The sequence below is a fragment of the Epilithonimonas caeni DSM 17710 genome, from assembly GCF_000426465.1.
Lineage (GTDB): Bacteria > Bacteroidota > Bacteroidia > Flavobacteriales > Weeksellaceae > Epilithonimonas > Epilithonimonas caeni.
Window position 1 is genome coordinate 293,943 of the sequence record NZ_AUFK01000018.1, and the last position, 23,663, is coordinate 317,605.

A 23,663-nucleotide genomic window follows, 5' to 3' on the forward strand; every position below is an offset into this window, starting at 1 on the left:
GAATAAGATCTATAAAAGAAGGCTGGCAAGTGCCAGCCTTCGATTTATTCCTCATTTATTGTCAACAATAATTATGGCTTGCGACCAGAACTCATAGATAGAACCTGCGCATTGCTTTTTCCATCCAAAACATCATTCAGGGTTTGCCCGTCGGGAACCACAATACTACAAGGTCTTTCTCCCTCATCTTCACACCCTGAAAGATTGGTGGTTTGCCAGTGTGAGGGATTAGAAAATGCTCCGGAGGCAATACTCGAGTTGTTATAGAAATACGTTGTAGCCGCTTTTTTCTCCATCACTTTAAAGGACATCACAGCCCCTGAGAATATCACGGCAGCAATAGCTACCGCATTGGCTTTCAAAATTTGATTAAGTTTCATAATTCCGGTCTTTTTATAGATCAAAAAAGATTACCATAAAAACTTTAGAAACTTGCCCGGAAATTACGGATGAACCCGTAAAAATTACTCATTGTACCCATAGTTTTAAACTTGCCGTACCACATACCGCATTTTCGTATTTCCTGACAAATTGTTGTTAATAAAATCATTTTAAAGTTTCGGGTTGTTAAACAGCTTTCGGCTGTCTAATTTTAAGGTTGAACATTAATTACAAATCCAGTCACGATCGATCATCCGTAAATAATTACGGTAACATACTTATTCAGCAGGCCTGCTGTATTTTAGATTTAAACTTAAAGCGATGATAGAAAGAACGACACAACCCATATTGAAATACAGATGCTGTTGCCAACTCATTTTCTCCAAAATTCCTCCACAGGAACAAGGGAGATTTTTACTTGTACTTAGCAGTAAAGCAGTATATCCGGTGAAGATGAGCATCAAAATAAAGCTTCCTATCAATCCTGTAGTTCCGGTCTTCCGGTAGCATAACAATCCTGCAATAAGAAACTCAACAATGATTATCGTGGAAGGCAGGAATTTCGAAAATCCATTCAACAAAGGTGATGCTGAAATCTGGGTCTGGAATTTTTCAAAATCCAATAACTTAGTTATAGCTGCATAACAAAACAGCAGTATAACAAAGTAGCTTATGAATTTTACGATTATTAGTTTGACCTTTTTCATAATTATTATTAGTTTTTTTTAATTTTTTCTTACGGTTTATTCGCCTTGAATTCTGAAGACTAAATTACAGTGACAGGAAGGTTCTGGAAAGTATTGGTGGGAAAGATATATCTTTTTATAAGTCACAAATGATACATTTTTACCACTGTTTTTGTTTTTAAAAACCTGAAAACAAAACACTTGTGTTATTTTTGTGATTGATATCGGGACGATGGCTTCTCTAAATGATTTTAAAAAGATTTTTCAAGTAAATTTGAGTATATCTTATTGTTATGAATTATTATCATAAGATTTTACTGCTGATTTTCAATATATTGTCCTTTTTTATGATGGCGCAAGATTTAGAAAAAATGACATACAAGACAATTTCAGACTTGTATGCGGGTTATCCTGAAAATGATGAAAGAGCAATAGTCTTTGTAAACCGATATATCGAAAAAGCCAAAAGAGAGCATTGCCTTAATAAGCAAATCATCGGTTATGAAGAAGCCATCTTTTATACTAAAAATGTAAACCGCAAATTATCTTACGCTGACAGTGCCATTTCTGTGGCATTACAAGCAAAAGTTCCTAATGTCATCTCAAGGTCTTACCTCGGAAAAGGAATTATTTACTATTACAACAAAAGACAGTATAAGCAGGCTTTGGAACAATATCTCAAAGCTTACCAATGGTCTCAAAATTCAGACAACGATTATCAGAAAAACAAGGTTATCTATCACCTTGGGATGGTAAAAAGTTATCTGGGTGATTATCAGGAAGCCTCCGGACATTTCCGAAATACGGCGAGATATTTTGAGGAACGTCTGAAAGAAAATCTTAATCGCAACATTAGGCTGAATAATGAAGCGGGATATTTTAACAGCATTTATCGGCTCAGCAACTGTTATAGAAATTTAGGGTGGTACAGTCAGGAAGATTCGTTGATTGATGTGGGTTTGCACAAACTGAAAAATATCAATGACCATCTATTAGAATACGGTTATTTGCAAACAGGAAAAGGCGTACAGCTTTTGAGAAAAGGAAATAAAGCCGAAGCATTAAAACATTTAAAATTATCACGTGATATTTTACTTAATAATCAGGATTACAATTCATTGACAATAATTTACTATTACTTAGGAAAAGTATATTGGTCACAAGAAAATAGGACTGAATCTTTGCGTTATCTGAATAAAGTAGATTCTATGATCCATAAATTCCATTTCATAAGCCCGGAGATCAGCTCGAATTATCAGTATCTTATTGCTGATGCAAAACAGAATGATAATGTTGACAGGCAGTTATATTATATCGATCAGCTCTTGAAAATGGATTCAATTCTCATTGCTGATTTTCCATTGATGGCATCAAAAATCTATCACAAGTATGACAGTGTTCAATTAATAAAGGATAAACAATTGCTGAAAAAGAAACATTATAATTTTAACGTAGTAACTGTTGCTACGGTTGTAGCAACCCTGATTATTTTACTTATTACACTGGATTACCGGCGGCGGGTAAAAAAGAAAAGAATTGATATTAGGTATTATGAACTGCTGGAAAAAATGAGAAAGCACAATGATCTTTTTGAAACAGCTCCCATACTTTCCAATAAAAAAGAGCCATTCAGTCCGGAGGTTATAGAAGATATCAAAGCGAAACTTAAAAAGTTTGAAGACCAGAAACAATTTCTTACCAAAAATCTGACTTTACCAAAGGTTGCCAAAATGTTTGGCAGAAACCATTCCCAATTGTCTTATGTACTGAACGAGCATCTGAAAATGTCTTTCACACAGTATCTGAAAATTTTAAGAATCAAGTACATCACTAATCTTCTGATCGAAGACAAGAACTATCTCAAATACAAGATTCACGTTTTAGCCGACCAATGTGGAATGTCTAACAGGCAGTCATTCTCCGCACACTTCCTAGAAATCAATGGCATGAGACCTACAGAATTTATAAAGAAAAGATTGAAGGAAATTGAAGATTAGTGATTTAGATGAAAATATATTTTCTACTTTTATCAAACATAAGTAAAATACCGATTAAACAAGTATTACTATGTCAAAGCTTAAAATATTTTTAGGAGAATACAAAAAATACTTTTTGTATTTGATAGTATAAAGCTATTGAAAAATCAGGATAAAATAAACCACAAACAAAAGTATGAGCAAAAAGTTAAAAGTGTCTGAAACATATTTAATGAGAGAATAAATCTATTTAATCAAAAAATAAATTACGGAAAACCATAAATTTATTTTTAAATCATTACTGATTTTTGAGATTTAATTTTCCTAAATTTATAAATATGAAAAATCTACTCAAAATTATTTATTAACTTAATTAGTTAAAACATATAATAATAAATGTCAGGAACAAAGAAAGAAAGTCACTGGATTCCCCTAGCCGATCTAATGACCGTTTTAATGGTCATTTTTTTATTTATGTCAATTTCATATATGGCTTTAATAGAAAAACGACAAAAAGAACAGAACCAAATATTTAAAGATTACGAAGAATCAAAAGTTACATTATACAATGAACTGAATGAGGCATTTAAAAATGATTTTGCAAAATGGGATTTAAAACTTGATAATGATTTATCAATCAAGTTTACTAATCCACAAGTACTTTTTCCAACAGGAAAATCTGATATTACTCCACATTTTCAAACCATCCTGACCGACTTTCTCCCTAAATATCTTTCCGTTGTATTGCAGAAAAAATACAAAGACAAAATTGCTGAAATTAGAATTGAAGGTCACACAGACACAAAACCAATTGGACTTTCTGGAGACCCTTACATTGACAATATGAAGCTCTCACAAGATAGGGGAAGAAACGTATTGGCGTTTTTACGTTCGCAAAACTGCTTTATCAACTTACAACCAACAGAAAAAGAAAGATTGCAATATTGGCTTACAGCCAATGGACTTTCTTATGGTCGTACAGTTGATAAAGATTATAAAATTTCCTTCGACAGTAAACGACCAATTGACAATGACAAATCAAGAAGAGTTGAATTTAGAATAGTGACTACAAGTGAAGCAATCATAAACGAAGCACTTAAAAATATAAATGAATAATGAGTTTTGAAATAATATTTGGAATTGGAATAATCCTTATTGTTGCCATTTGGGCGGCAATTTATATCAATAAGCGTACTAAAGAAAACACCAATGAACATTTGTTCGACTTTATTCCTCATTTGTTCCCTACGCTCGGAATTTTATTTACTTTTTTAGGAATCGCTATTGGTTTGTGGAATTTTGACAGCAACAATATTGAAAAAAGTATCCCAGATTTAATGAACGGGTTGAAGACTGCTTTTCTTGTGTCAATTTTTGGAGTTGCTTTATTGGTTGGTTTCTCTTTTTGGACAAACATTAAAAAGAAAAAGTTGGAGGAAGGGGTTTTGAGTGAGGAAACACAAGCAATCAACAATTTAATTACAGCAATTCAAGAATTAAAAAATGATTTTACTTCAACTGATGAAGACGGAAACACAGTCAAACCGGGAAATATATTTCGTGATATTTACAAGGAATCCCAAAAGCAATCAAACGCTTTACAAACTTTCTCAGCAGAATTAGCTCTAAATATTTCAGCTGGATTTGAAGAAATTTTTAATAACCCATCAGGTGCCGTGGTCGAACAACTAAAATTAGTAAAAACTGAAATTGAAAGTTTGGGCAATAAATTGAAAGACCCTGCAACTGATATGACCCAAAATATTGTAAAGGAGTTGCAGGAATCTATGGGTAAAATGATAGAAGAATTTAAAACCTCGATGAGTGGAGATACCAAAAACGAAATGGAACGCTTAGCTAGCTTACTAGGGCAAGCAGGTGGTTCTTTAACAGATTTTCCAGTCAAGTTGCAGAATATGACCGATAACCTAAATGAAAATTTTAGAGGATTACAGGAAGTGGTTCAGCAAATTTCAAAACAAACACTTTCTCAATCGGAAGAATCTACCACCCAAATGAGAAAGCAAGTTGAAGATATGAGCGAAATTCTACGAAGCAAAGTCGGGGATTTACAATCAGGACAACAGACTTTACTTACTGAACAGTCTAAAAATCTTCAAGTTTCAGAAAACCTTTTGAGTGCTTTTAATACAAGTATTGAAAAGATGAATGGACTTTCCACCGAAGTAAACGGAAGTATTTCAAAACTTAATCAAGCTCAAATTGAATTAGACAAAGTTATTTCCGTTTTCAGAAATGTGTCGCAGGAAATCAATACATCATCTAGTAGGTTTGGGGAATCTCAAAATGAATTTTCAAAACATTCTAACCAGTTCTTACAAAATAACTCAAATACAATCAGCGAAATTCAGAAGTCATTAGAAACAGCAAAAGGAGTTTCTGCTGATTATGCAAAGAAATTTGAAATTATTGAAAAAGGATTATCAAAAGTATTTGAAGACCTGGATACAGGACTAAGAGGTTATCAAACTACAGTTAGAGAAAGTCTTGAAACATACTTAGGTAAATATACAGACGCTTTAACCAAAACAGCTGAATCACTTGCAGGAGCATCGTCAAAACAAGAAGATATTTTAGAAGAACTAACAGAACAACTTAGCAAATTGAACGGAACAAGAAACTAATATGCCAACGATACAAGACATATTACAATTTCATTTTTCACCGACTACATTTCAGCAGTCGGCACAAAAGATTGTTCCTATAACATTATCATCATTAAACGAACACAGGATAGACAAACTTAAAAAAATAATTGAGGAAGTTGGAGCAAGTTCATTTTCGTTTTCAGGCAATAATCTTATTCCTCAAGTTTTTAGAAAATTTAAAAAATCCATCAATAACAACGATACGATTTTTGAACTTAGAGAATTACGAACACTAACCTTTTCTCTCAATTTTTCTGAACAAAATTTATCACTAATTTTTGCGAACGAAAGCGAACTGAAATATGCCTTGACCTTATTAGAATCAAACTGGAGAGATTCATTTTTAGTAGGTTTGATAGATTGCTTTTTGAGAAATTGGGAAACTAAATATCCCAAATCATTAGAGCTATTAGAAAAGTTCATTGCTAATAAATTAGATGGCTATAATGGCAATCGAAGCACATTAGTATCTTTCAAAAACAATAAGCGTTATTTTAATACAAAAAATGGAGATTTAATTTTAGGCGACACCATCGCAAAACTCAATAAACCAATTCAAGAAGCTACAACAGTTTTAGGCGTTCCTGAGTCGTGGTTAGATTATACTTACTTCTCAAAAGTTATTGTTACTTATTACGAAAAAACGAAAAGCAAAATATCAGATAATATCGCTAATCTGAATGAAGTTCTACTAAAACACAACAATTCAGTTACCAATAAAAGATTGATTAGTAAAATCATTATTCAAGCAAACAAACCTGAATTTGCCAAATTGCAGGACAGTATAAAAAAGATAGCTTTTACACAAATTGGTGACCCGAGTAATATTTCAAATTGGACAGCATTTGAGAATGCAGTTGAAATTGAACGCAGGGAAATTCTTGAAGCAAGAAATATTTTAGACGAATGGATAGCTAAACAATTTATTGATATTTTCTTTAGAGTTTGTATTAATGATGAAAGAAGAAAACGTTTTTGGCTTAAAGTGGCATCAAAAAATCGAGTTTCTTTTAAAGTTTATGGTCCAACCCACACAAAGAATATTCTCAAGCGAGACGATAGAATTCTAGAATACCTAGATGGAAGATTCCAAGCAGTTTCTAGTAATAGAGATGTGTCTGCGTTTATTCTCTATATTGGAGATTATATGCTAATTGAATTCAGCGATGCAGGCTATGCTTTTTATGCCTACAAAATGAGTGGAGCAAATAAGCCGAATCTAAACTATCGATTAGAAAGTGTAGATGAATTACGAAATGGTGCAATGCCAATGCTTGTTTACCGTTCAGGTTACAGCATTAATAACACTAATATAGAGGGACGTCTAACGCATAATGATGGCGATTTGAATTGGGAAGAAGTGTTTGAATATTGGTTTAAAAATATAGCAGGAATAAATGTTTAGATTTACATACAATAATAATTTTTCATTTTACTTCTTAAGTGAATCGGGAAGCAAAGTTCCTGTTTCAGAATGGGAAAAATTACAGCCAGAATTTTTATCTCAACTTGCAATTCTCACAGAGTTACACGATAATGGTTTAGCAGATTATACAAACAATTCTTGTGAAATTGAAAGTATTGATATTTTAAGGTTAAGTGATATTGACAAGCAAATATTGGATTTGCCAAACAGTTATCCTTTTGAAATTTTTGTGGAATCAGATGGGACCTTAACTCATAATACTTTTAAATTCAAATATGGATTTTATGATTTTGCACCTAACGGAACAAGATTAAAAACTACTCGAAACGGAACAATATTAAAACTAGAAGAGAACCAGTATTTGCTTTCCGAAAACCATTATTTGCTTTGCCAAGCAATTGACGAATTCAACGACTTATCTGATAGCGAAAAAGGAAATGTTACCAATCTGAAAAAATTATCTGAGTTAAAATCACTATCAAAAGAGAGCGGATTGACCTTAGAGCAGTTTTTAGGCAATCAAGAATTGTTCATTCCCAATAAAATAAAATTGGACGTTGATTTTAATAATGGGTTGTTTGAAATTATTCCTACGGTTGAAATTGAGAATGCAATTGGGTTTACCAATACGTTTGATAAATTACCAATGATCCGTGATGTTTATCCAGTATCGGGAAATAATGGAGAAACGACAAGAGTAGTAATTTCTAAAAATCAAAAAACAGAATTACAAAAAATAAAACAGAAAAGAAAAATTGCAGACCGAGAAACAATTCAAGAAATCATAGAGCATCCCGAATTGTTTTTTAACGATGATGATGTTGATTTCACGGTCTTTTATAGTGACAGAGTTAAGGAAATTGGCGTTTATAGTCCAAAGTTTTATCCTTTTGCAAGTCCATACAAATCCCAATGGATTCCCGGAATTGTAATAAAGGATAAAGTTCTTGGAGAGAAAAAAGTATATTTTAAAACACCCGAAAGACTTAATGACTTTATTGAACAAAAAGAAAAAGCTATTAAGGATAAGAAACAAACAGTTGATTGGGAAAATGTAGAAATCCCAATCAATGATGCAGAAAAATTCATAAAGTCTGCAAAAAAGCAATTTGAAAATCCTAATAGGCCAATAAAACAGGATAAGAAAACTGATCACGAAGTATTAATAATAAAAGAAAATGCAGAGTTAACTGAGTTTATCCAAAGCGGAGAGCTTCTTAATAAATTCAATCTCAAATACTCAGCTATTAATAATCTGTCGGATGGTTTGGAATTAAAAAAGCATCAAATGCGTGGTGTTGCTTGGCTTCAAACATTAATAAAGGAAAAGCAGCCCGGAGGTTTACTCGCTGATGATATGGGATTAGGAAAAACATTACAACTATTATATTTCATTGAATGGCACAGCCAAAATTATGATGACAACAAACCTTATTTAATAGTTGCACCCGTTAGTTTGCTTGAAAATTGGGAAAATGAATATCAGAAGTTTTTCAGTCCGAAAAATTTGCCGTTATGCAAACTTTATGGAGATGTTCCGCTAACAAAAGAAAACAACCCAGTTCAAAACCAGAAAGATGCAAGGCAATTGCAGTTCAAACAAATCATTCTAACCAATTATGAAACATTAAGGTCATATCAAATAAGTTTAGGTCTGCTTGATTTTGCAATTATCGCAATGGATGAAGCACAAAAAATAAAAACACCAGGAACACTCATTACGAATGCTAGCAAAGCATTGAAGGCAGATTTCAAAATTGCAATGACAGGAACACCAGTTGAAAATACATTGGTTGATATTTGGTGTTTAATGGATTTTGCAGTTCCCGGACTTTTAGGTAATGCAAAAGATTTTGCAAAGGAATACCAAAATCCATTGAGTGATGAAAGTACTGATATTAAATCACTTACTGAAAAACTTCGTAGCAATATTGGTGACTTTATATTAAGAAGATACAAGAAAGATGTTGTTGATTTACCCAACAAACACGACAACGAAAAATCAAGAATTAAAAGAGAAATGCCGTCCATTCAGTTAAACCGCTACAAGCAGGAAATCGAAATGGCAAATGATTCAGAATTGGAAGGTGTAGAAAAAAGAAATCAAAAATTAAAATCACTTTGGGCGATAAGAGATATTTCAGACCATCCATATCTATTAGAAAGCCAAATTTTAAAATTCTCTACAGAAGAACTAATTTCAAGTTCATCTAAGCTACAAATAACAGTAGGAATTTTAGTCGATATAAAATCCAAAAATGAAAAAGTAATTGTATTTGCGGACAGACGAGAAACTCAAAAAATGTTGCAGAAAGTCGTTTACGACACTTTTGGAATTTTCACAAGTATTATAAATGGAGATACGCCTACAACAAAACAATTAGAAGGAAAATCAAAATTTAGCAGACAACAAACGATTGATAGATTTCAATTAGAAGAAGGATTCAATGTAATTATTATGTCACCTATTGCAGCAGGCGTTGGTTTGAATGTTACAAAAGCAAATCACATTATTCATTATACACGGCATTGGAATCCTGCAAAAGAAGAACAGGCAACAGATAGGGCATATAGAATAGGACAACAAAAAGATGTATTTGTATATTATCCAATGGCAATATTTCCAGATAATATGAAAGATGACGAAGGAAAAAGATTGAAATCTTTTGATGAGATTCTTGATAAATTATTAAATAACAAAAAAGCATTAGCAAGCAATACATTATTTCCAACAGAACAGGCAGAATTAACACCAGATGAGCTATTTGGAAATGTATTTGCAACAAAGGCAGAAAGTAAATCTAAACCTCTTTCTTTAGCTGACTTAGATAAACTTCATCCGAATCTTTTTGAAGCAAGCATAGCAGCGCTTTATAAAAATCAAGGATTTGATGTTTATCTTACTCCGTATTCTAATGACAAAGGTGTTGATGTTGTTGTCTTAAAGAATGGAGAAAACTATCTTATTCAGGCTAAACAAACAAAATCTTTAGTTGGAAATTCAGCAATACAAGAGATTTGTACCGCAAAAAAATATTATGAAAACAAGTTTAAGGAAGAATTCAATCTTATAACTATAACCAACAATGATTATACATCATCATCTACAGTTCTAGCAAATTCTAACAATATCAAGCTAATAAACCGTAAAACTCTTGAAACATTAATAATTCAAAATAATATAACAATACAAGATATTAGTAAAATTGAATCACAGCGAATGGTAAGAATTTAGGCAATGATAAACAAAAATATTTGGAACTTATACAAGAACTCTGAAAAAGGAAGTCAAACAATTGAATTATTTACATTCAATAAAGAAAGCAGCAATTTAGAGGTAAGGGCAAAGGAGATTTTTCAGAGATATAATGAATATTTGGGTGGAATAGATACAGAGGAAAATTTTTTAGATATATGCTTTCTTGTTATTGATAGTATTATTGCGGATGGACTTCATAATAATGATACAGAAAATTCGTCAGAATATTTTACTAAACTCATTGACAATATTGAACTATTTTTTGTGGAAGAAAATAATGATGGAGAATTAACAAAGCTAGCGGGCGAGCTTCCTATCATTCCTAAAAAGAACTATAAGTCATTTTGTTCTATTTTACCAGAAATTTCACTCATCCTATCTTTTTATAGTGATTTGTTTTTTATTCCAATCCTTTTTCGAGAACAGTTTGATGTATTTATGAAAATTCTTGATGTATTAGATATTCCCTTGCCAGAATTACCCCCTAAATCTGACAAAAGAGGCAGGCTTATGCTTTATAATGAGCTGAATAAAAATATCGCAAAGTTTGCCGAAAAAAATAACTTGACAGCTGAAGAAACTTGCGCTTGTATTTATGATTTTGCTTTTATGTTATTGGAAGAATGCCACACGCAAAATGATTTGCCACAGCCAACAAATATTTGGCTTACTGGAGCCAGCAAAGAGGATTTTAAAACATTCTTAGAAAACCCCATAAAAGGTGAAAAATCTGTTTGGACTTGCAACGAAAATACAAAACGTGGAGACATAATTATTATATATGTACTCTCACCATTTAGCTGTATTCAATCTATTTGGAGAGCTGATATTGACGGAGTTTATACACCATTCAATTATTACAATAGTAGAACCAAAGTTACTGATGGAATAAAAATTCCTCAAGTAACTTTGAACGAGTTAAAAAATGACCCATATTTTTCTTCATTACCAATAACGCGAAAAAATTTTCAAGGAGTTAATGGAGTTAAGTTTTCAGCAAAAGATTATCAAGAACTACAAAGATTACTATGTGAAAAAGGTCTAGATATTTCTATCTTGCCACAATTATATAAACCCAATTTAGAATTTGACAAGCAAATAAACTGCGAAAAAGATGTGGAAGATAAATTACTAATACCCTTATTAGAAAAAATAGGATATTCTGAAACTGATTGGACAAGACAATTATTACAAAAAGTGGGAAGAAATGAGAAAGCAATTCCTGATTTTGTATTTATGCCTACAGGTGAGTTGCATTTTCAAAATACACCATTAGTTATTGAAGCAAAATTTGACATTAGTTCAAATATAGAACAAACAAAAACGTACAATCAAGCCCTTTCTTATGCAAGAATTATGAAGTCTTCGACTATTGGAATTTGTGATAAAGAAAGATTAATAATCTATAAAGAAAAAAATGGTCATTTTGATAGATTTAAACCAACTTTTGAAGAATATTGGCAAAACATAAATAATGCAGAAACTTTTAGAGATTTGAAATTATTAATTAGCAAAGAAGCTTTGAAATAATATTCCTGTAGATAAAATTTCTTTAATGAAATTTTATACTCATGTAGGAAGCAAGAAAGTACTAAAATATATTAACGAACTTTATAAGCAGAGCTTTTCTAAGAAAAATAAGTACCAAAACTAATTTATACAAATGTTAAAAGAAAATCAAATTAAACTAACTGAAGAAATTGTTGAGACAGCGTATAAATTGTTGACTCACAAACTTGCATTTGGCGGTCTAACAGCTAGAAATGAAAGTGCTTTTCAAATGGAATTTGGACATATTCTCAAGACAATTGGGCAACTATATGAGTTTCGCCTTGTTGATAAATTTCACCTCGAGTTTGAGACTTATATTTCGTTGAATGGGGCCAGTATTAAAAGTAAAACAAATAGAGCAAGAGTTGACTTATTATTAAAATATCAAGATAATGATAACACGACAAAAGCAGCTATTGAATTGAAATTTTTCAAAAAAGAAAACCACAGAGAACCAAATAATCGTTATGATGTATTTAAAGATATTTCAAATCTTGAACTTTACAAAAGTCACGATATAGATCTTTGTTATTTTATTCTAGCAACTGACCATTCACATTATTGCGATCAAGACAATTATTCATTGGATACAGCAGATTTTGACTTTCGGAACAATAAGGAGTATAAAGCAGGAAAGATTTTGCAATATAAAACAGCAAAACCTTTTGGTCCAGATATAACACTAAAACAAAATTATACTTTTAAGTGGGACAAAATTAATGATTTACATTTTTTAAAATTAAAAGTATGATAATCAACAAGTTAAACCGAAAATTTAGAAAAACATTACAATAGATTTACAGGTTCTCATAGAGTCGGAAAACAACTTTGGCGGAATAGATGGCACTATAAACATTTGTATGAAGATCATTCTAATTCTACGTCATTTCTGGCATTATTTTATCAACACTAATGGTAAAAAAATAGTAAATGAACGATTTGTTATTTGAAAACTGGGAAAAACTTGGACAGGTCGCATTGATGACCATCGCCTCTTTTGTCATTCTATTCCTTTTCATTAGGATTTCAGGAAAAAGAACCCTGGCTAAGTTCAACGCTTTTGATTTTGTGGTCACAGTTGCTCTGGGTTCCACATTGGCCTATATGATGCTTGCGATGGTTCCCTTAGCAGAAGGTGTAATGGTCTTATTTCTGATAATAGCTTTACAATACCTGTTTGTGAAATTGGCCAGTACATCCGATAAGATGGAACACCTGATCAATTCCTCTCCATGTTTACTGTTCTATAAAGGCAAATACCTCAAAGACAATATGAATACCGAGGCCATAACGGTTGATGAAATCAACGCTGTAGTACGTCAGGAAGGACTTGAAAAGTTAGATGATGTTTTGGCAGTTGTCATTGAGCTCAATAGAGAGATCAGTGTCATCAAAAAATCGAATACTCCAGGCGGTAAAAGTTCTTTAGAGGATCTTGATATCCCTGAAGATCAACGAGGGGGCGATCTGTAGAATTTTTGCAGTTATATATTTTAATTTATCGAATTAACCAAAGCTTGTCTACATTTTTACTTTTTCACTCTTTTCATTGGGAAAGTCTGTTTGCGTTTCTGTCCGTTTTTTGTTCCTGAAATTTCGGCGATCAATGAATCGGAATTGATTTTTGTGTAAGCGATGATTTGCGGAAAGTCGTGTTGTGGATTTTCAAAGACCAATTGATTTTCTGAGATAGTTTTGGCGGCAAAACGAACAGGTAGTCCATCATTTTGATTTTTAACAATTGGAATGTAAAACAACTTTTTATTTTCCTGCACGAGCCGGATATTTTCAAAAACGATCGTGTCTTTATCTTTGACACTGTAACTTTTCCCTGAAAATTCATTGTGTCCTGATTTGGTCCAGGTTTCATAGATATTGCCTCTTTGGGTCTTGTTTTCCCAGGTACCGATCAGCCATTCCGCTTTTTGGATGTCGTTGACCTGCTTTATTGTCCAGGCATAAAGAATCGCCAAACTGACTACTGTAATAAAAAACTTTGCTCCTGTTTTCATAATTTTAGCTGATTGAATAATTGTTATTCTATTTAATTTCCAAACACGGGATGGCTTCTTTGTCGAAAATTTAGATGACAAAGTTGCAATGTTTTTTAAAACTAAAATTGTAAAAATGGGACAAGTCTAATCCGTTCCGTAAAAAAGAGAGGACATCTTTAGGTGGGTACCATAAAATTCTTTAGGTGTAGATCCGGTAAATTCTTTAAACTCTTTGATAAAGTGCGCCTGGTCGTAATACTCGTTTTCGTAAGCCAGTTCTGAGAGGTTGGAGAACTGATCGTTCATCAACATTTTGAGTGCAGTCTGCAATCGGATCGTCATGGATAGTTTTTTAGGACTGAGACCGATGGCTGAAGAAAATTTGCGTAACAATTGTCTTCGGTTGATTTGGGTAAGCGTGGACAATTCGTCAACCGGAAGTTGTCCATTGGCTGTTATAATCGTTTCAACCGTTGATTTTACAATGCGGTCAACAGTTTCAAGGTCAGTTAGCCTATCAAGTAAAAATATTTCAATAAGCTTTATCCTCTCCGCAGTGGAGTTGGCATTTAAGATCTGTTGCCCTATTTCCTGTCCATCCTTTCCAAACAGCTTTTCCAATGAAACAGCAGTATTTTCCATCTCCTTTATGGGAGTAGTGGTAAAAGGCAAAAAACCTTCCGGATGAAAGCGAACGGAGAAAATTCCGATTTCGCCGGTCGGTTCGATTTCCAGCGGCCGTGTCAGTTGTCCGATGACAAAACATCTGGGCTGGATAATGCTGTTCCCATTGTCCAGGTATTGTTTGTATAGATCGCCATAATTAAAGATCATCTCCATACATCCGTCAGGAACGATAGTTTGCTTTTCAGGCATTTCTTCTTTCGGGCTTTCCAATGTCCAATAACATTTGATAAATGCAGCTAAGTCCTGATCCGGTTCAAATGTCTGGTAATTCATCTGGTTTCGTTTTTGAAGATCTATTCTGGACCGAATTTATAAAATGTTTTTGTAGTTATGCTATTATTACTGTCAGTTCGATCATTGCTGAAGTAATTAATTTCATTTTTACTATTAATATCTAAAAGATAATAGTAGGTTTTTGGTAAAATAGATGCAGGATATATATACCAATTGGTTCCTCCATCAAACGATAAAAATACAGATTCATAACCCACTAAATAAATCTCTTTATCTCTTTCAATAATTGTTTTAATATCAGAATAATCAGAAAGTTCATTATTTAAAATCATCTTTCCTGAGCCGTTTTTAAAAACCAGCTCGCGATTATTGATTAGCTGAAAATTTTTAAATTCTTTTATACTATTTTTTTTTTGAAAATTCTGTTCCTTGGTGGAGTTCTGAATATACCTTTTTTCATCCACTTGAAACTTCCACTTATCATTGATCTTTTTTAGCGATAATTGAAAATCAACATTGTTATATTGATCTGGCCAGTAATTACCTAATATCACAGAGTCATTTTGAATCGATGGTTCATTATATCCAGAAAAATTATTGTTTTTAGGCGTTTTTAGAGAGTCGATAACTTTCATATCTTTAAGCAAGTAATATATACCTTGTTCTCTTATTCTGTTTTTCAATTCATCCCGTTCAGTGACCTTGTAATATATTACTGCGTGATTTTTGTCAATAAAAGTAATTTTTCTTTCATTTTTGTATTTATCAAAAATTGAATATTTGTCAAATATCTCTTTTGCTTTTTTGTCCTTTTGCCAGGTTTTACCTTCATCTTTTGAGCTGTAAATATATTTTTCTGGAGATATCTTATCGTATAAAATCGCTGAGCTATAATCATTAGATTCCTGTTTTATCCATACCGGTAAATAGATCACTTTATTGAAAGGATTCACGTAAGGGCTTTCACAGGTAAAATTCGGTCCGTCTTCGTCTGGAAGGAAAAGTTCCATCCTATTTTCTTCCTTTTGTAAAGAAAAAGATGTGGTTATATCCCCTGAGATATCAACCATTCCCCAGAAACGATTAGGATCTCTGGTAGATTCAGGTTTTCCCATCCAGGAATACTTTACGGATAGATCATTAATCTTTGTAGGTTCTGTTCTTTTTTCTAAAGTTAGATATCCATTCAAAAAGAAATGATCGATTACATACTGATCTTCATCAGATTTCCGCTGATTTCCGTAAGTTGATTTGTTAGATATTAAACTTGAATTGTAAATGTTTTGAGGGATTATGAAGTATTTCCGGTTTAAGTTGTTAGTATTTAAAAACTGCACTTTTCCTTTTGTTTTAGGTAATTCTCTTAAGATATATTTTATCCAATCTGGAAAATAATAATGACCAGCTAAAAATGGCAGCGTATAATCCGCTTTAGGCTTCTCCACTAATTTATCCTGCAAATCCCAAGATTCCAAAATACCACCAGTTCCGGAAGGCTGACATATGATCATTGTATCTTTTTTATAAATGATTTTTATTTCCAGTCGTTTAGTATATTCTCCGATAAACTCTTTTTGAGGGATAGTCAAAGAAAGGTCATTAATATATATCTGATTTTGAAATTCTTTATCAGTACGTGAAACAGGTCTTATGGGCCTCTGCGGGATATTGGCACCATTATATAAAATACCATCTATCATTACACTGTAATCTCCATTTTCCTTAAATGAGATTTCCTTTCCGTTTTGATCAGTAATAGTATAAAAGTAGCGTTTTGTAGCATCTCGCCATCCAGGTTGTGCTTTGAGTAAGCCAGATTGCAATATTAAAAATATAATAATATAAAATGTTCTAAAATTTTGGACAGGGAATTTGTTGGAATTTGTAGATATTTTCATTGGTTCTTGTTTTTATGGCAATTCAGAAACAGATCATATTTGATATAAGCCTTTGATTGGGAATAAGAAATAATGTTAAAAATAAGTGCAATTTCTATCAGAAATTTCAGAAGAATATTTAGATTTCGATTAGAAAAGGATTAAAACAAAATCAGTGTGTTTCGTAATATGGAAACTCATAGCCCTGTTTAAAAATTAAGCCACTTTTTTGAAAACCGCCTCAAAAATATTACCACTACACACTTACCTGGCTCAAAAAATAAGCCGGTAATCCCTAACCCAGCGCAGAATTTGAGCCGGATACTGTCGATGCGGCTCAAAAATTAAACCGCCATATTGCTAAACTGTATCCAAGAAACTATACCAACTCATATCCCTGCTTAAAAATTGAGCACCCTTTTTAAAAACCGGCTCAAAATTGCTACCACAACACGCTTACCTGGCTCAAAAAGTAAGCCGTTCATCCCTAACCCGGCGCAGGATTTGAGCAGGATACTGTAAATGCGGCTCAAAAATTGAGCAGCCCTGATATCATTGTCTTTTCTGTTTTTTTTCTTTTCAAAAGCAATTAATACAACTGATTAATAATCAATTAAATGCAGTCATATTTCAGAGCTCTGAAAAATCAGCGATACAATTAAGCAAGATGTGTCTTTGTATATACAAACTTTTCAAGTTGTACATCCAAAAACGCTCTTGCCTTTTTTGCAAAAAGGGGAAAAGACTTCGGAACTCGTCTTTTCTTATTTGTAAACCATCTAGTAGATTCCAATTTATTCTTTTTTAATCTCCAAAAGATTCCTGCATCATCCAGATTGTTCTTATTTAGCCCATGCCCGTCTAACACTATTGTTTTCAATGTCTTAATACCACAACTTTGTTGAAGAAAACTATGTCAAAAACAAAAATGAAGTAGTTATGATTGTAAACCTAATTACCAAAGAAGACCTTCAGGAATTTAGAACCGAATTGCTGGAGGATATACAAAACCTGTTTCAAATAAAAATTTCCCAGCAGAAATTATGGCTGCGTTCGTCAGAGGTCAAAGCACTGCTGAAAATCTCCTCCGGAACATTGCAGAAGCTACGAATCAATGGAACTTTATCTTACACCCGTGTCGGCGGGACACTATATTACAATTACAAAGACATTGAAGAAATGGTGAAAAATAAGCAATGATATTTCGAAGCACCAAAACTAAATTATGAATTATATCAAACACCTAACAGCTTTCTATGAAAAGGTGGCTCAGGACAATTCGCTTAATCCATCACACATCAGCCTCTATTTAGCCTTATTCCAGTTCTGGAATTTCAGCCGTTTCCGAAATCCGGTCAGTATTTCCCGCGATGAGGTGATGCGAATCAGTAAAATCCGCTCAAAAGCCACCTATCATAAATGCCTGAAGAATCTCCATTCTTCGGGCTATATTGATTATCAGCCGTCTTATAATCCGTTTACAGGAAGTCAGGTGGTGATGTTGGACTTTGGTGGGGAGTTGAAGGTTGGTGGTAAACAGCAAGATAGGAAAAAGTAATTTTTTCTTAAAATCCCCAACGCACAAATTGAATAAGTATTTTTAATCAATTCCTAAATAAATAAACTTACGTAAGGAAAGAATCATTTTCTTAGTATATGATATTGATGAAGGATAATGGAAATAATGTTAAATTTGTAAATATGCATCAATTATCATCCACCCTTTTCAAATCCATTAAGCATTTGATTGAAAATGCTAAGAATAGTATCGTCCGCAATATTAACACTACTATGTTGTTAACTTATTTTGAAATAGGTAGAATAATTGTTGAGGACGAACAAAATGGCAGAGATAGAGCCGAATACGCTAAGGAGATACTTAAAAAACTCAGTAAACAATTAACGAAAGAATTTGGAAGAGGGTATTCTATTTCAAATTTGGAATATTTCAGAAAATTTTATTTAACATTTCAAGACAGAATTCCCCAATCGATGACTGGGGAATTTAGAAAATCCCAATCAGTGATTGGGATTTCTTCAGAAAATTTAAATGATGAAATACCATCCCGTAATTTACCATTTACACTATCGTGGACTCACTATATACAATTACTTAAAATTGAGAATGAAGACGAAAGAAACTTTTATGAAATAGAAGCTTCTCAAAACAATTGGAGCGTAAGAGAATTGACCAGACAATATAATTCTGCAATTTATGAAAGATTAGCTCTTAGCAGGGATAAAGAAGGTGTGAAACAATTAGCTCAAAAAGGGCAAATTATAGAAAAGCCCACCGACGTTCTAAAAAGTCATTATGTTTTGGAATTTCTGGATTTGAAAGAAGATAGTCGCTATTCCGAAAGTGATTTGGAGACAGAAATCATCAATAAGCTGGAACATTTTATGTTAGAATTGGGTAAAGGTTTCCTTTTTGAAGGCAGGCAACGGCGATTTACTTTTGACGGTGACAGCTTTTTTGTGGATTTGGTTTTCTATAATCGGTTGCTAAAATGTTTTGTTCTATTAGATTTAAAAATTGGAAAACTAACCCACCAAGATATTGGACAGATGCAGATGTATGTAAATTATTATGATAGAAAGATAAGAACGAAGAATGAAAATCCTACAATAGGAATCATTCTCTGTAAAGAGGAGAACAAAACAGTGATAGAATTTACACTTCCGGAAAACAATAAGACCATTTTTGCGAAAGAATACAAAGCTATTCTTCCAAGTAAAGAAGAATTAAAAAAACAAATTAGATAACCATCAATAAAAACTAAACCCGTGTCACAAAAAATATTAACTCCTCATAAATCTCTAAATAAATCCTTTCTGAAACTTAAACCAAACAGAAAAGATATTGAAAATTTCAAGCACAATTTTGTAACACTTTTTGAAAGGATCAATGAAAAAGAATCCGAAGAATTTCAAAAAAATCTCATTATAGACTTCCTAAAAAAAAATGGTTTTGATGCTGATTTCTATATAAATACAAAAGGAAAAAATGATTTAGTTATACATACTGATAAAACAGCTGCTAGTCCTGTAGGGGTCATTATTGAAACCAAGAGCATTAGCAATTCTGCGGAAATGGTAAGTGCTAAAAAACTAAACACTAAAGCACTTCAGGAATTGTTATTATATTTTCTTAGGGAGAGAATTACACATAAAAATTTGGAGGTTAAACATCTTATTGTAACCAATCTATATGAGTGGTTCATTTTTGATGCGTATCAATTCGAATATTTTTTTGCTAAGAACAAAAAATTAGTTAAGCAATTTGAGGATTTTGAAACGAAAAGACTTTCAGGAATATCAACAGATGTATTCTATAAAGAAATTGCAAAGCCATTTTTAGATGAGGTAGCTAGTCAATTAGAGTTTACTTATTTCAATTTAAAAGATTACGCATCTATTGTAAAGAACCATTCTCAAAGGGATGACAACAAGCTGATTGCTATTTTTAAAATATTTAGTCCGGCTCATCTCCTAAAACTTCCATTCATCAATGACAGTAATACTTTAGATAAGAGTTTTTATAATGAATTGTTACATATTATTGGATTAACAGAGACAAAAGAAGCTGGAAAACGATTAATTGAGCGCAATAAGTCTGGACAAAGAAATTTAGGTTCTTTATTAGAAGATACCATTATACAATTGGATTCTTTGGATAAGGTAAATCGTATCAATAAGCCATTCTTGTATGGAGATTCATATGAAGAAAGACTTTTCAACATTGCACTAGAACTCAATATTACTTGGATTAACCGGGTTTTATTCCTAAAGTTAATGGAGGGACAGCTCGTCAATTATCACAGAGGTGACAAAGCATTTCTCTTCTTAAATTTTAATAAGATAAGACAGTACGATGACCTTAATACTTTATTCTTTCAGGTTCTAGCGAGAAAGTATGAGGACAGAAATGAAGATGTTAAGAAAGCATATGAAAAGGTTCCTTACTTGAATAGTTCGCTTTTTGAACCTACCGAATTAGAGCATTCGACTCTAATTATTAGTAATCTAAAGGACGAAAAGAAAATACCCATACTTCCTACAACAGTTCTGAAAGATACAACAGGTAAGAAAAGAAGTGGAGAACTTAATACTTTAGAATATCTATTTGAATTTTTAGATGCTTATGATTTTGCAAGTGAAGGGACAGCAGATATTTTAGATGAAAATAAGACCTTGATTAATGCTTCTGTCCTAGGGTTAATTTTTGAGAAGATTAACGGATATAAAGATGGTAGTTTTTATACTCCAGGTTTTATCACAATGTATATGTGTAAACAAACGTTACGCAAAGCAGTTTTACAAAAATTCAATGAGATAAAGAATTGGGATTGTAAATCAATTGTCGATTTACATAATAAAATAAACGATATAAAAGAGGCAAATGAGATTGTCAATTCTTTACGTGTTTGCGATCCCGCGGTTGGTTCAGGTCACTTTTTGGTATCTGCTCTTAATGAATTGATAGCGATTAAAAATGATCTTGGAATTCTGGTAGATAAATTCGGGAAGAAATTAAAAAATTATAATATCGAAGTACAGAATGACGAATTAATAATTACAGACGAAAATGGAGAACTTTTCGAATATAATCCTAAAATTAAAGAAAGCCAGAGAATTCAGGAGACTTTATTTCACGAAAAACAAACCATTATAGAAAACTGTTTGTTTGGCGTAGATATAAATCCCAATTCTGTAAAAATATGTCGTCTTCGTCTTTGGATTGAATTACTGAAGAATGCTTATTATAAATCAGAGAACGAATTGGAAACACTTCCTAATATTGATATTAATATTAAGAATGGCAATTCATTAATTAACCGTTTTGGATTGGACAGTAACTTGTCATCTGCTTTGAAAAAAACAGGAATTTCCATAGAAAAGTATAAGGAAGCTGTTGATCTTTACCGCAATGCAGAAAGCAAAGCTCAAAAATGGGAATTAGAACAACTTATTAACAACATTAAAACAGGATTCAGGACAGAAATTAGCAAGAACAGCAAAGAAATCAAATCTCTTAATCTGTTGAGAGGAGAATATTATACGAAGTATCAAAGTGAGCAACTTTTTGAAACTGTTTTAACAAAAGCTCAACAAAAAGATAAGAAAACTCTGGAGGCAAAAATCAAAAAAATTGAAGATTTTATTGAAGAGATTAAGAACAATAAAATCTACGAAAATGCTTTTGAGTGGCGTTTTGAATTTCCGGAAGTATTGGATAACGAAGGAAATTTTATTGGTTTTGATGCTATCATAGGGAATCCTCCATACATTCAATTACAAAAAATGGGAGCTGAAAGTGATGCCCTTCAACAAATGGAATATGAAACTTTTGCTAAAACTGGAGATATTTATAGTTTATTTTATGAGTTAGGATATGATATTCTTAAACCAAAAGGAATATTAACCTTTATTACTTCGAATAAATGGATGAGAGCTGCCTATGGCGAGAGTCTGCGTAACTTTTTTGCAGAGAAAACAAATCCTGAAATTTTAATTGACTTCTCAGGCAATCAAATATTTGATACAGCAACAGTAGATACTAATATTTTGACATTTACCAGGGATAAAAATAGACAACAAACAGAAGCCTGCATTGTTAAAGAAAAGCTGTTAATTAATTTGAGCGATTATTTTAGACAGAATTCCTCATTACTGTCATTTTCAAATTCTGACAGTTGGGTAATTCTCTCTCCAATCGAACAGCAGATAAAGGAGAAAATTGAGAAGATTGGTACACCATTAAAAGATTGGGATATCAGAATAAATTACGGAATCAAAACAGGATTTAATGATGCCTTTATTATAGATGGAGCTAAGAGAAAGGAGCTGATTGATCAGGACCCTAAAAGTGAAGAAATTATACGACCGTTATTAAGAGGGCGTGATATTAAGCGATACTCATTTGAATTTGCTGATTTATATCTAATTACGACATTTCCAAGCTTGAAAATAGATATTGAACTGTATCCGGCTGTAAAACAGCATCTTCTGTCCTTTGGCTATGACCGGTTAAAACAGACTGGAGATAAGGGATCTCGTAAAAAGACTAATAATCAATGGTTTGAAACACAAGATTCGATAAGTTATTGGGAGGATTTTTATAGACAGAAAATTGTATGGAAAATAATTGGAGATCAAATGGCTTTTTTTATCGATAATAAAAACTTTATAGTTAACAATGCATGCTATATACTCACAGGAAACTATCTGGAATATTTAGTAATTATTTTAAATTCCAAAATAATAAAATGGTATAGCTATCTTACAAATATGAACAAGACGGGAGTTGGAGATATGCAGGTTGGCGCTCAAAATGTTGTTTTATTCCCTATTCCTATTCTTACGGAGAATGAACAAAAACCTTTTAGAGCTTTACTGCAAAAAATTTTATTAGCAAAACAAAACAATGAAGATTCTACTGAATTAGAAAAGTTATCAAATAATTTAGTATACTCAACATATAATTTAATTGACGAAGAAATAAAATTTATAGATCAACTATAAACCTTATCTCTTCATCATTCAGACCATATAATTGAAATACAAAAGAATTAATTTCATCCTCCAAATTTAAATTTTGAAAATTATTGATATAACTTACAACCTTTTCATTATAAATATTTTCGATTTTAGGTATCGGTATTTTTTCAATGTAAATTTTTTGCATTAAGAAGCCACCGTCATCTAATATAGAAACATATTGATAACAAAGATATTTTCCAATAGCAGAGTTTAAAATTAACAATATAAAGTCTAAATGTCGCCCAGTTGCAAAGAAACAAGTCTTATCAGTTAAATATTTTCCTGAAGGGTCATATCCAAATCTTGGAAATTTTTGTGTTTGATCTTTATGTATTCGCATTGTTTCAGCCCATAGTAATTTAGGTTTATAAAAATCCTCC

At 32.2% G+C, this 23,663-nt stretch carries 17 protein-coding genes and 1 pseudogene; 12 read left to right on the forward strand and 6 right to left on the reverse strand.

The features are described 5' to 3' along the window. Positions 1-71: 71 nt before the first annotated feature. Both K319_RS0113085 and K319_RS20450 read right to left on the reverse strand, forming a co-directional pair. On the reverse strand, positions 72-380 hold the full coding sequence (locus tag K319_RS0113085) for a hypothetical protein (protein ID WP_027384002.1): 309 nt from the start codon (positions 378-380) through the stop codon (positions 72-74). A gap of 279 nt (positions 381-659) precedes the next feature. Continuing rightward, positions 660-1,088, reverse strand: coding sequence for a MauE/DoxX family redox-associated membrane protein (locus K319_RS20450; protein ID WP_034671743.1), 429 nt, complete (start codon positions 1,086-1,088; stop codon positions 660-662). Positions 1,089-1,438: 350 nt separating this feature from the next. Between K319_RS20450 and K319_RS0113095 the strand changes: the two genes are divergently transcribed. From K319_RS0113095 to K319_RS0113130, 8 genes are all read left to right on the forward strand, one after another. After that, the gene (locus K319_RS0113095) at positions 1,439-3,064 is read left to right on the forward strand and encodes a helix-turn-helix domain-containing protein (protein WP_169712673.1); all 1,626 of its coding nucleotides are present in this window, start codon (positions 1,439-1,441) and stop codon (positions 3,062-3,064) included. Positions 3,065-3,439: 375 nt separating this feature from the next. Then, entirely contained in the window at positions 3,440-4,159 is a 720-nt protein-coding gene (locus K319_RS0113100) for an OmpA/MotB family protein (protein WP_027384004.1), read from the forward strand. Then, positions 4,159-5,688: a hypothetical protein gene (locus K319_RS0113105; protein ID WP_027384005.1), complete on the forward strand. Its 1,530-nt coding sequence runs from the start codon at positions 4,159-4,161 to the stop codon at positions 5,686-5,688. The genes K319_RS0113100 and K319_RS0113105 overlap by 1 nt, the downstream gene beginning before the upstream one ends. A 1-nt stretch (position 5,689) precedes the next feature. Next, positions 5,690-7,117 carry an EH signature domain-containing protein gene (locus K319_RS0113110; protein WP_027384006.1) on the forward strand — a complete coding sequence of 476 codons (1,428 nt, stop codon included), beginning with the start codon at positions 5,690-5,692 and terminating at the stop codon, positions 7,115-7,117. Further along, on the forward strand, positions 7,110-10,373 hold the full coding sequence (locus tag K319_RS20455) for an SNF2-related protein (RefSeq protein ID WP_051230680.1): 3,264 nt from the start codon (positions 7,110-7,112) through the stop codon (positions 10,371-10,373). The genes K319_RS0113110 and K319_RS20455 overlap by 8 nt, the downstream gene beginning before the upstream one ends. 3 nt (positions 10,374-10,376) lie before the next feature. Then, positions 10,377-11,927, forward strand: coding sequence for a hypothetical protein (locus K319_RS0113120; RefSeq protein ID WP_051230682.1), 1,551 nt, complete (start codon positions 10,377-10,379; stop codon positions 11,925-11,927). Positions 11,928-12,060: 133 nt separating this feature from the next. After that, entirely contained in the window at positions 12,061-12,699 is a 639-nt protein-coding gene (locus K319_RS0113125; RefSeq protein WP_027384008.1) for a hypothetical protein, read from the forward strand. Between the two features lie 179 nt (positions 12,700-12,878). Then, positions 12,879-13,421: a DUF421 domain-containing protein gene (locus K319_RS0113130; RefSeq protein WP_034671745.1), complete on the forward strand. Its 543-nt coding sequence runs from the start codon at positions 12,879-12,881 to the stop codon at positions 13,419-13,421. Positions 13,422-13,477: 56 nt separating this feature from the next. Here the strand turns inward: K319_RS0113130 and K319_RS0113135 are convergent, their stop codons facing one another. From K319_RS0113135 to K319_RS0113145, 3 genes are all read right to left on the reverse strand, one after another. Further along, complete coding sequence (locus K319_RS0113135) at positions 13,478-13,960, reverse strand: DUF6265 family protein (RefSeq protein WP_027384010.1); 483 nt, start codon at positions 13,958-13,960, stop codon at positions 13,478-13,480. Between the two features lie 126 nt (positions 13,961-14,086). Beyond that, positions 14,087-14,902 (reverse strand): helix-turn-helix transcriptional regulator, encoded by an 816-nt coding sequence (locus K319_RS0113140; protein WP_027384011.1) that lies wholly within the window; start codon positions 14,900-14,902, stop codon positions 14,087-14,089. Between the two features lie 20 nt (positions 14,903-14,922). Continuing rightward, positions 14,923-16,761, reverse strand: a complete 1,839-nt coding sequence (locus K319_RS0113145; RefSeq protein WP_027384012.1) for a hypothetical protein — start codon at positions 16,759-16,761, stop codon at positions 14,923-14,925. A gap of 918 nt (positions 16,762-17,679) precedes the next feature. Between K319_RS0113145 and K319_RS0113155 the strand changes: the two genes are divergently transcribed. From K319_RS0113155 to K319_RS0113170, 4 genes are all read left to right on the forward strand, one after another. Beyond that, positions 17,680-17,940, forward strand: coding sequence for a helix-turn-helix domain-containing protein (locus K319_RS0113155; protein WP_027384014.1), 261 nt, complete (start codon positions 17,680-17,682; stop codon positions 17,938-17,940). A 25-nt stretch (positions 17,941-17,965) separates the two neighbouring features. Next, a complete protein-coding gene (locus K319_RS20460) occupies positions 17,966-18,298 on the forward strand; it encodes a hypothetical protein (protein WP_213083439.1) in 333 nt (110 codons plus the stop codon). A gap of 143 nt (positions 18,299-18,441) precedes the next feature. Further along, entirely contained in the window at positions 18,442-19,506 is a 1,065-nt protein-coding gene (locus K319_RS0113165) for a PDDEXK nuclease domain-containing protein (protein WP_027384015.1), read from the forward strand. Positions 19,507-19,527: 21 nt separating this feature from the next. Further along, positions 19,528-23,265: a type IIG restriction enzyme/methyltransferase gene (locus K319_RS0113170; RefSeq protein ID WP_027384016.1), complete on the forward strand. Its 3,738-nt coding sequence runs from the start codon at positions 19,528-19,530 to the stop codon at positions 23,263-23,265. Here the strand turns inward: K319_RS0113170 and K319_RS21660 are convergent. After that, a pseudogene (locus tag K319_RS21660) lies at positions 23,249-23,663 on the reverse strand (hypothetical protein); the annotation flags it as partial. The gene K319_RS0113170 and the pseudogene K319_RS21660 sit on opposite strands and share 17 nt — an antisense overlap.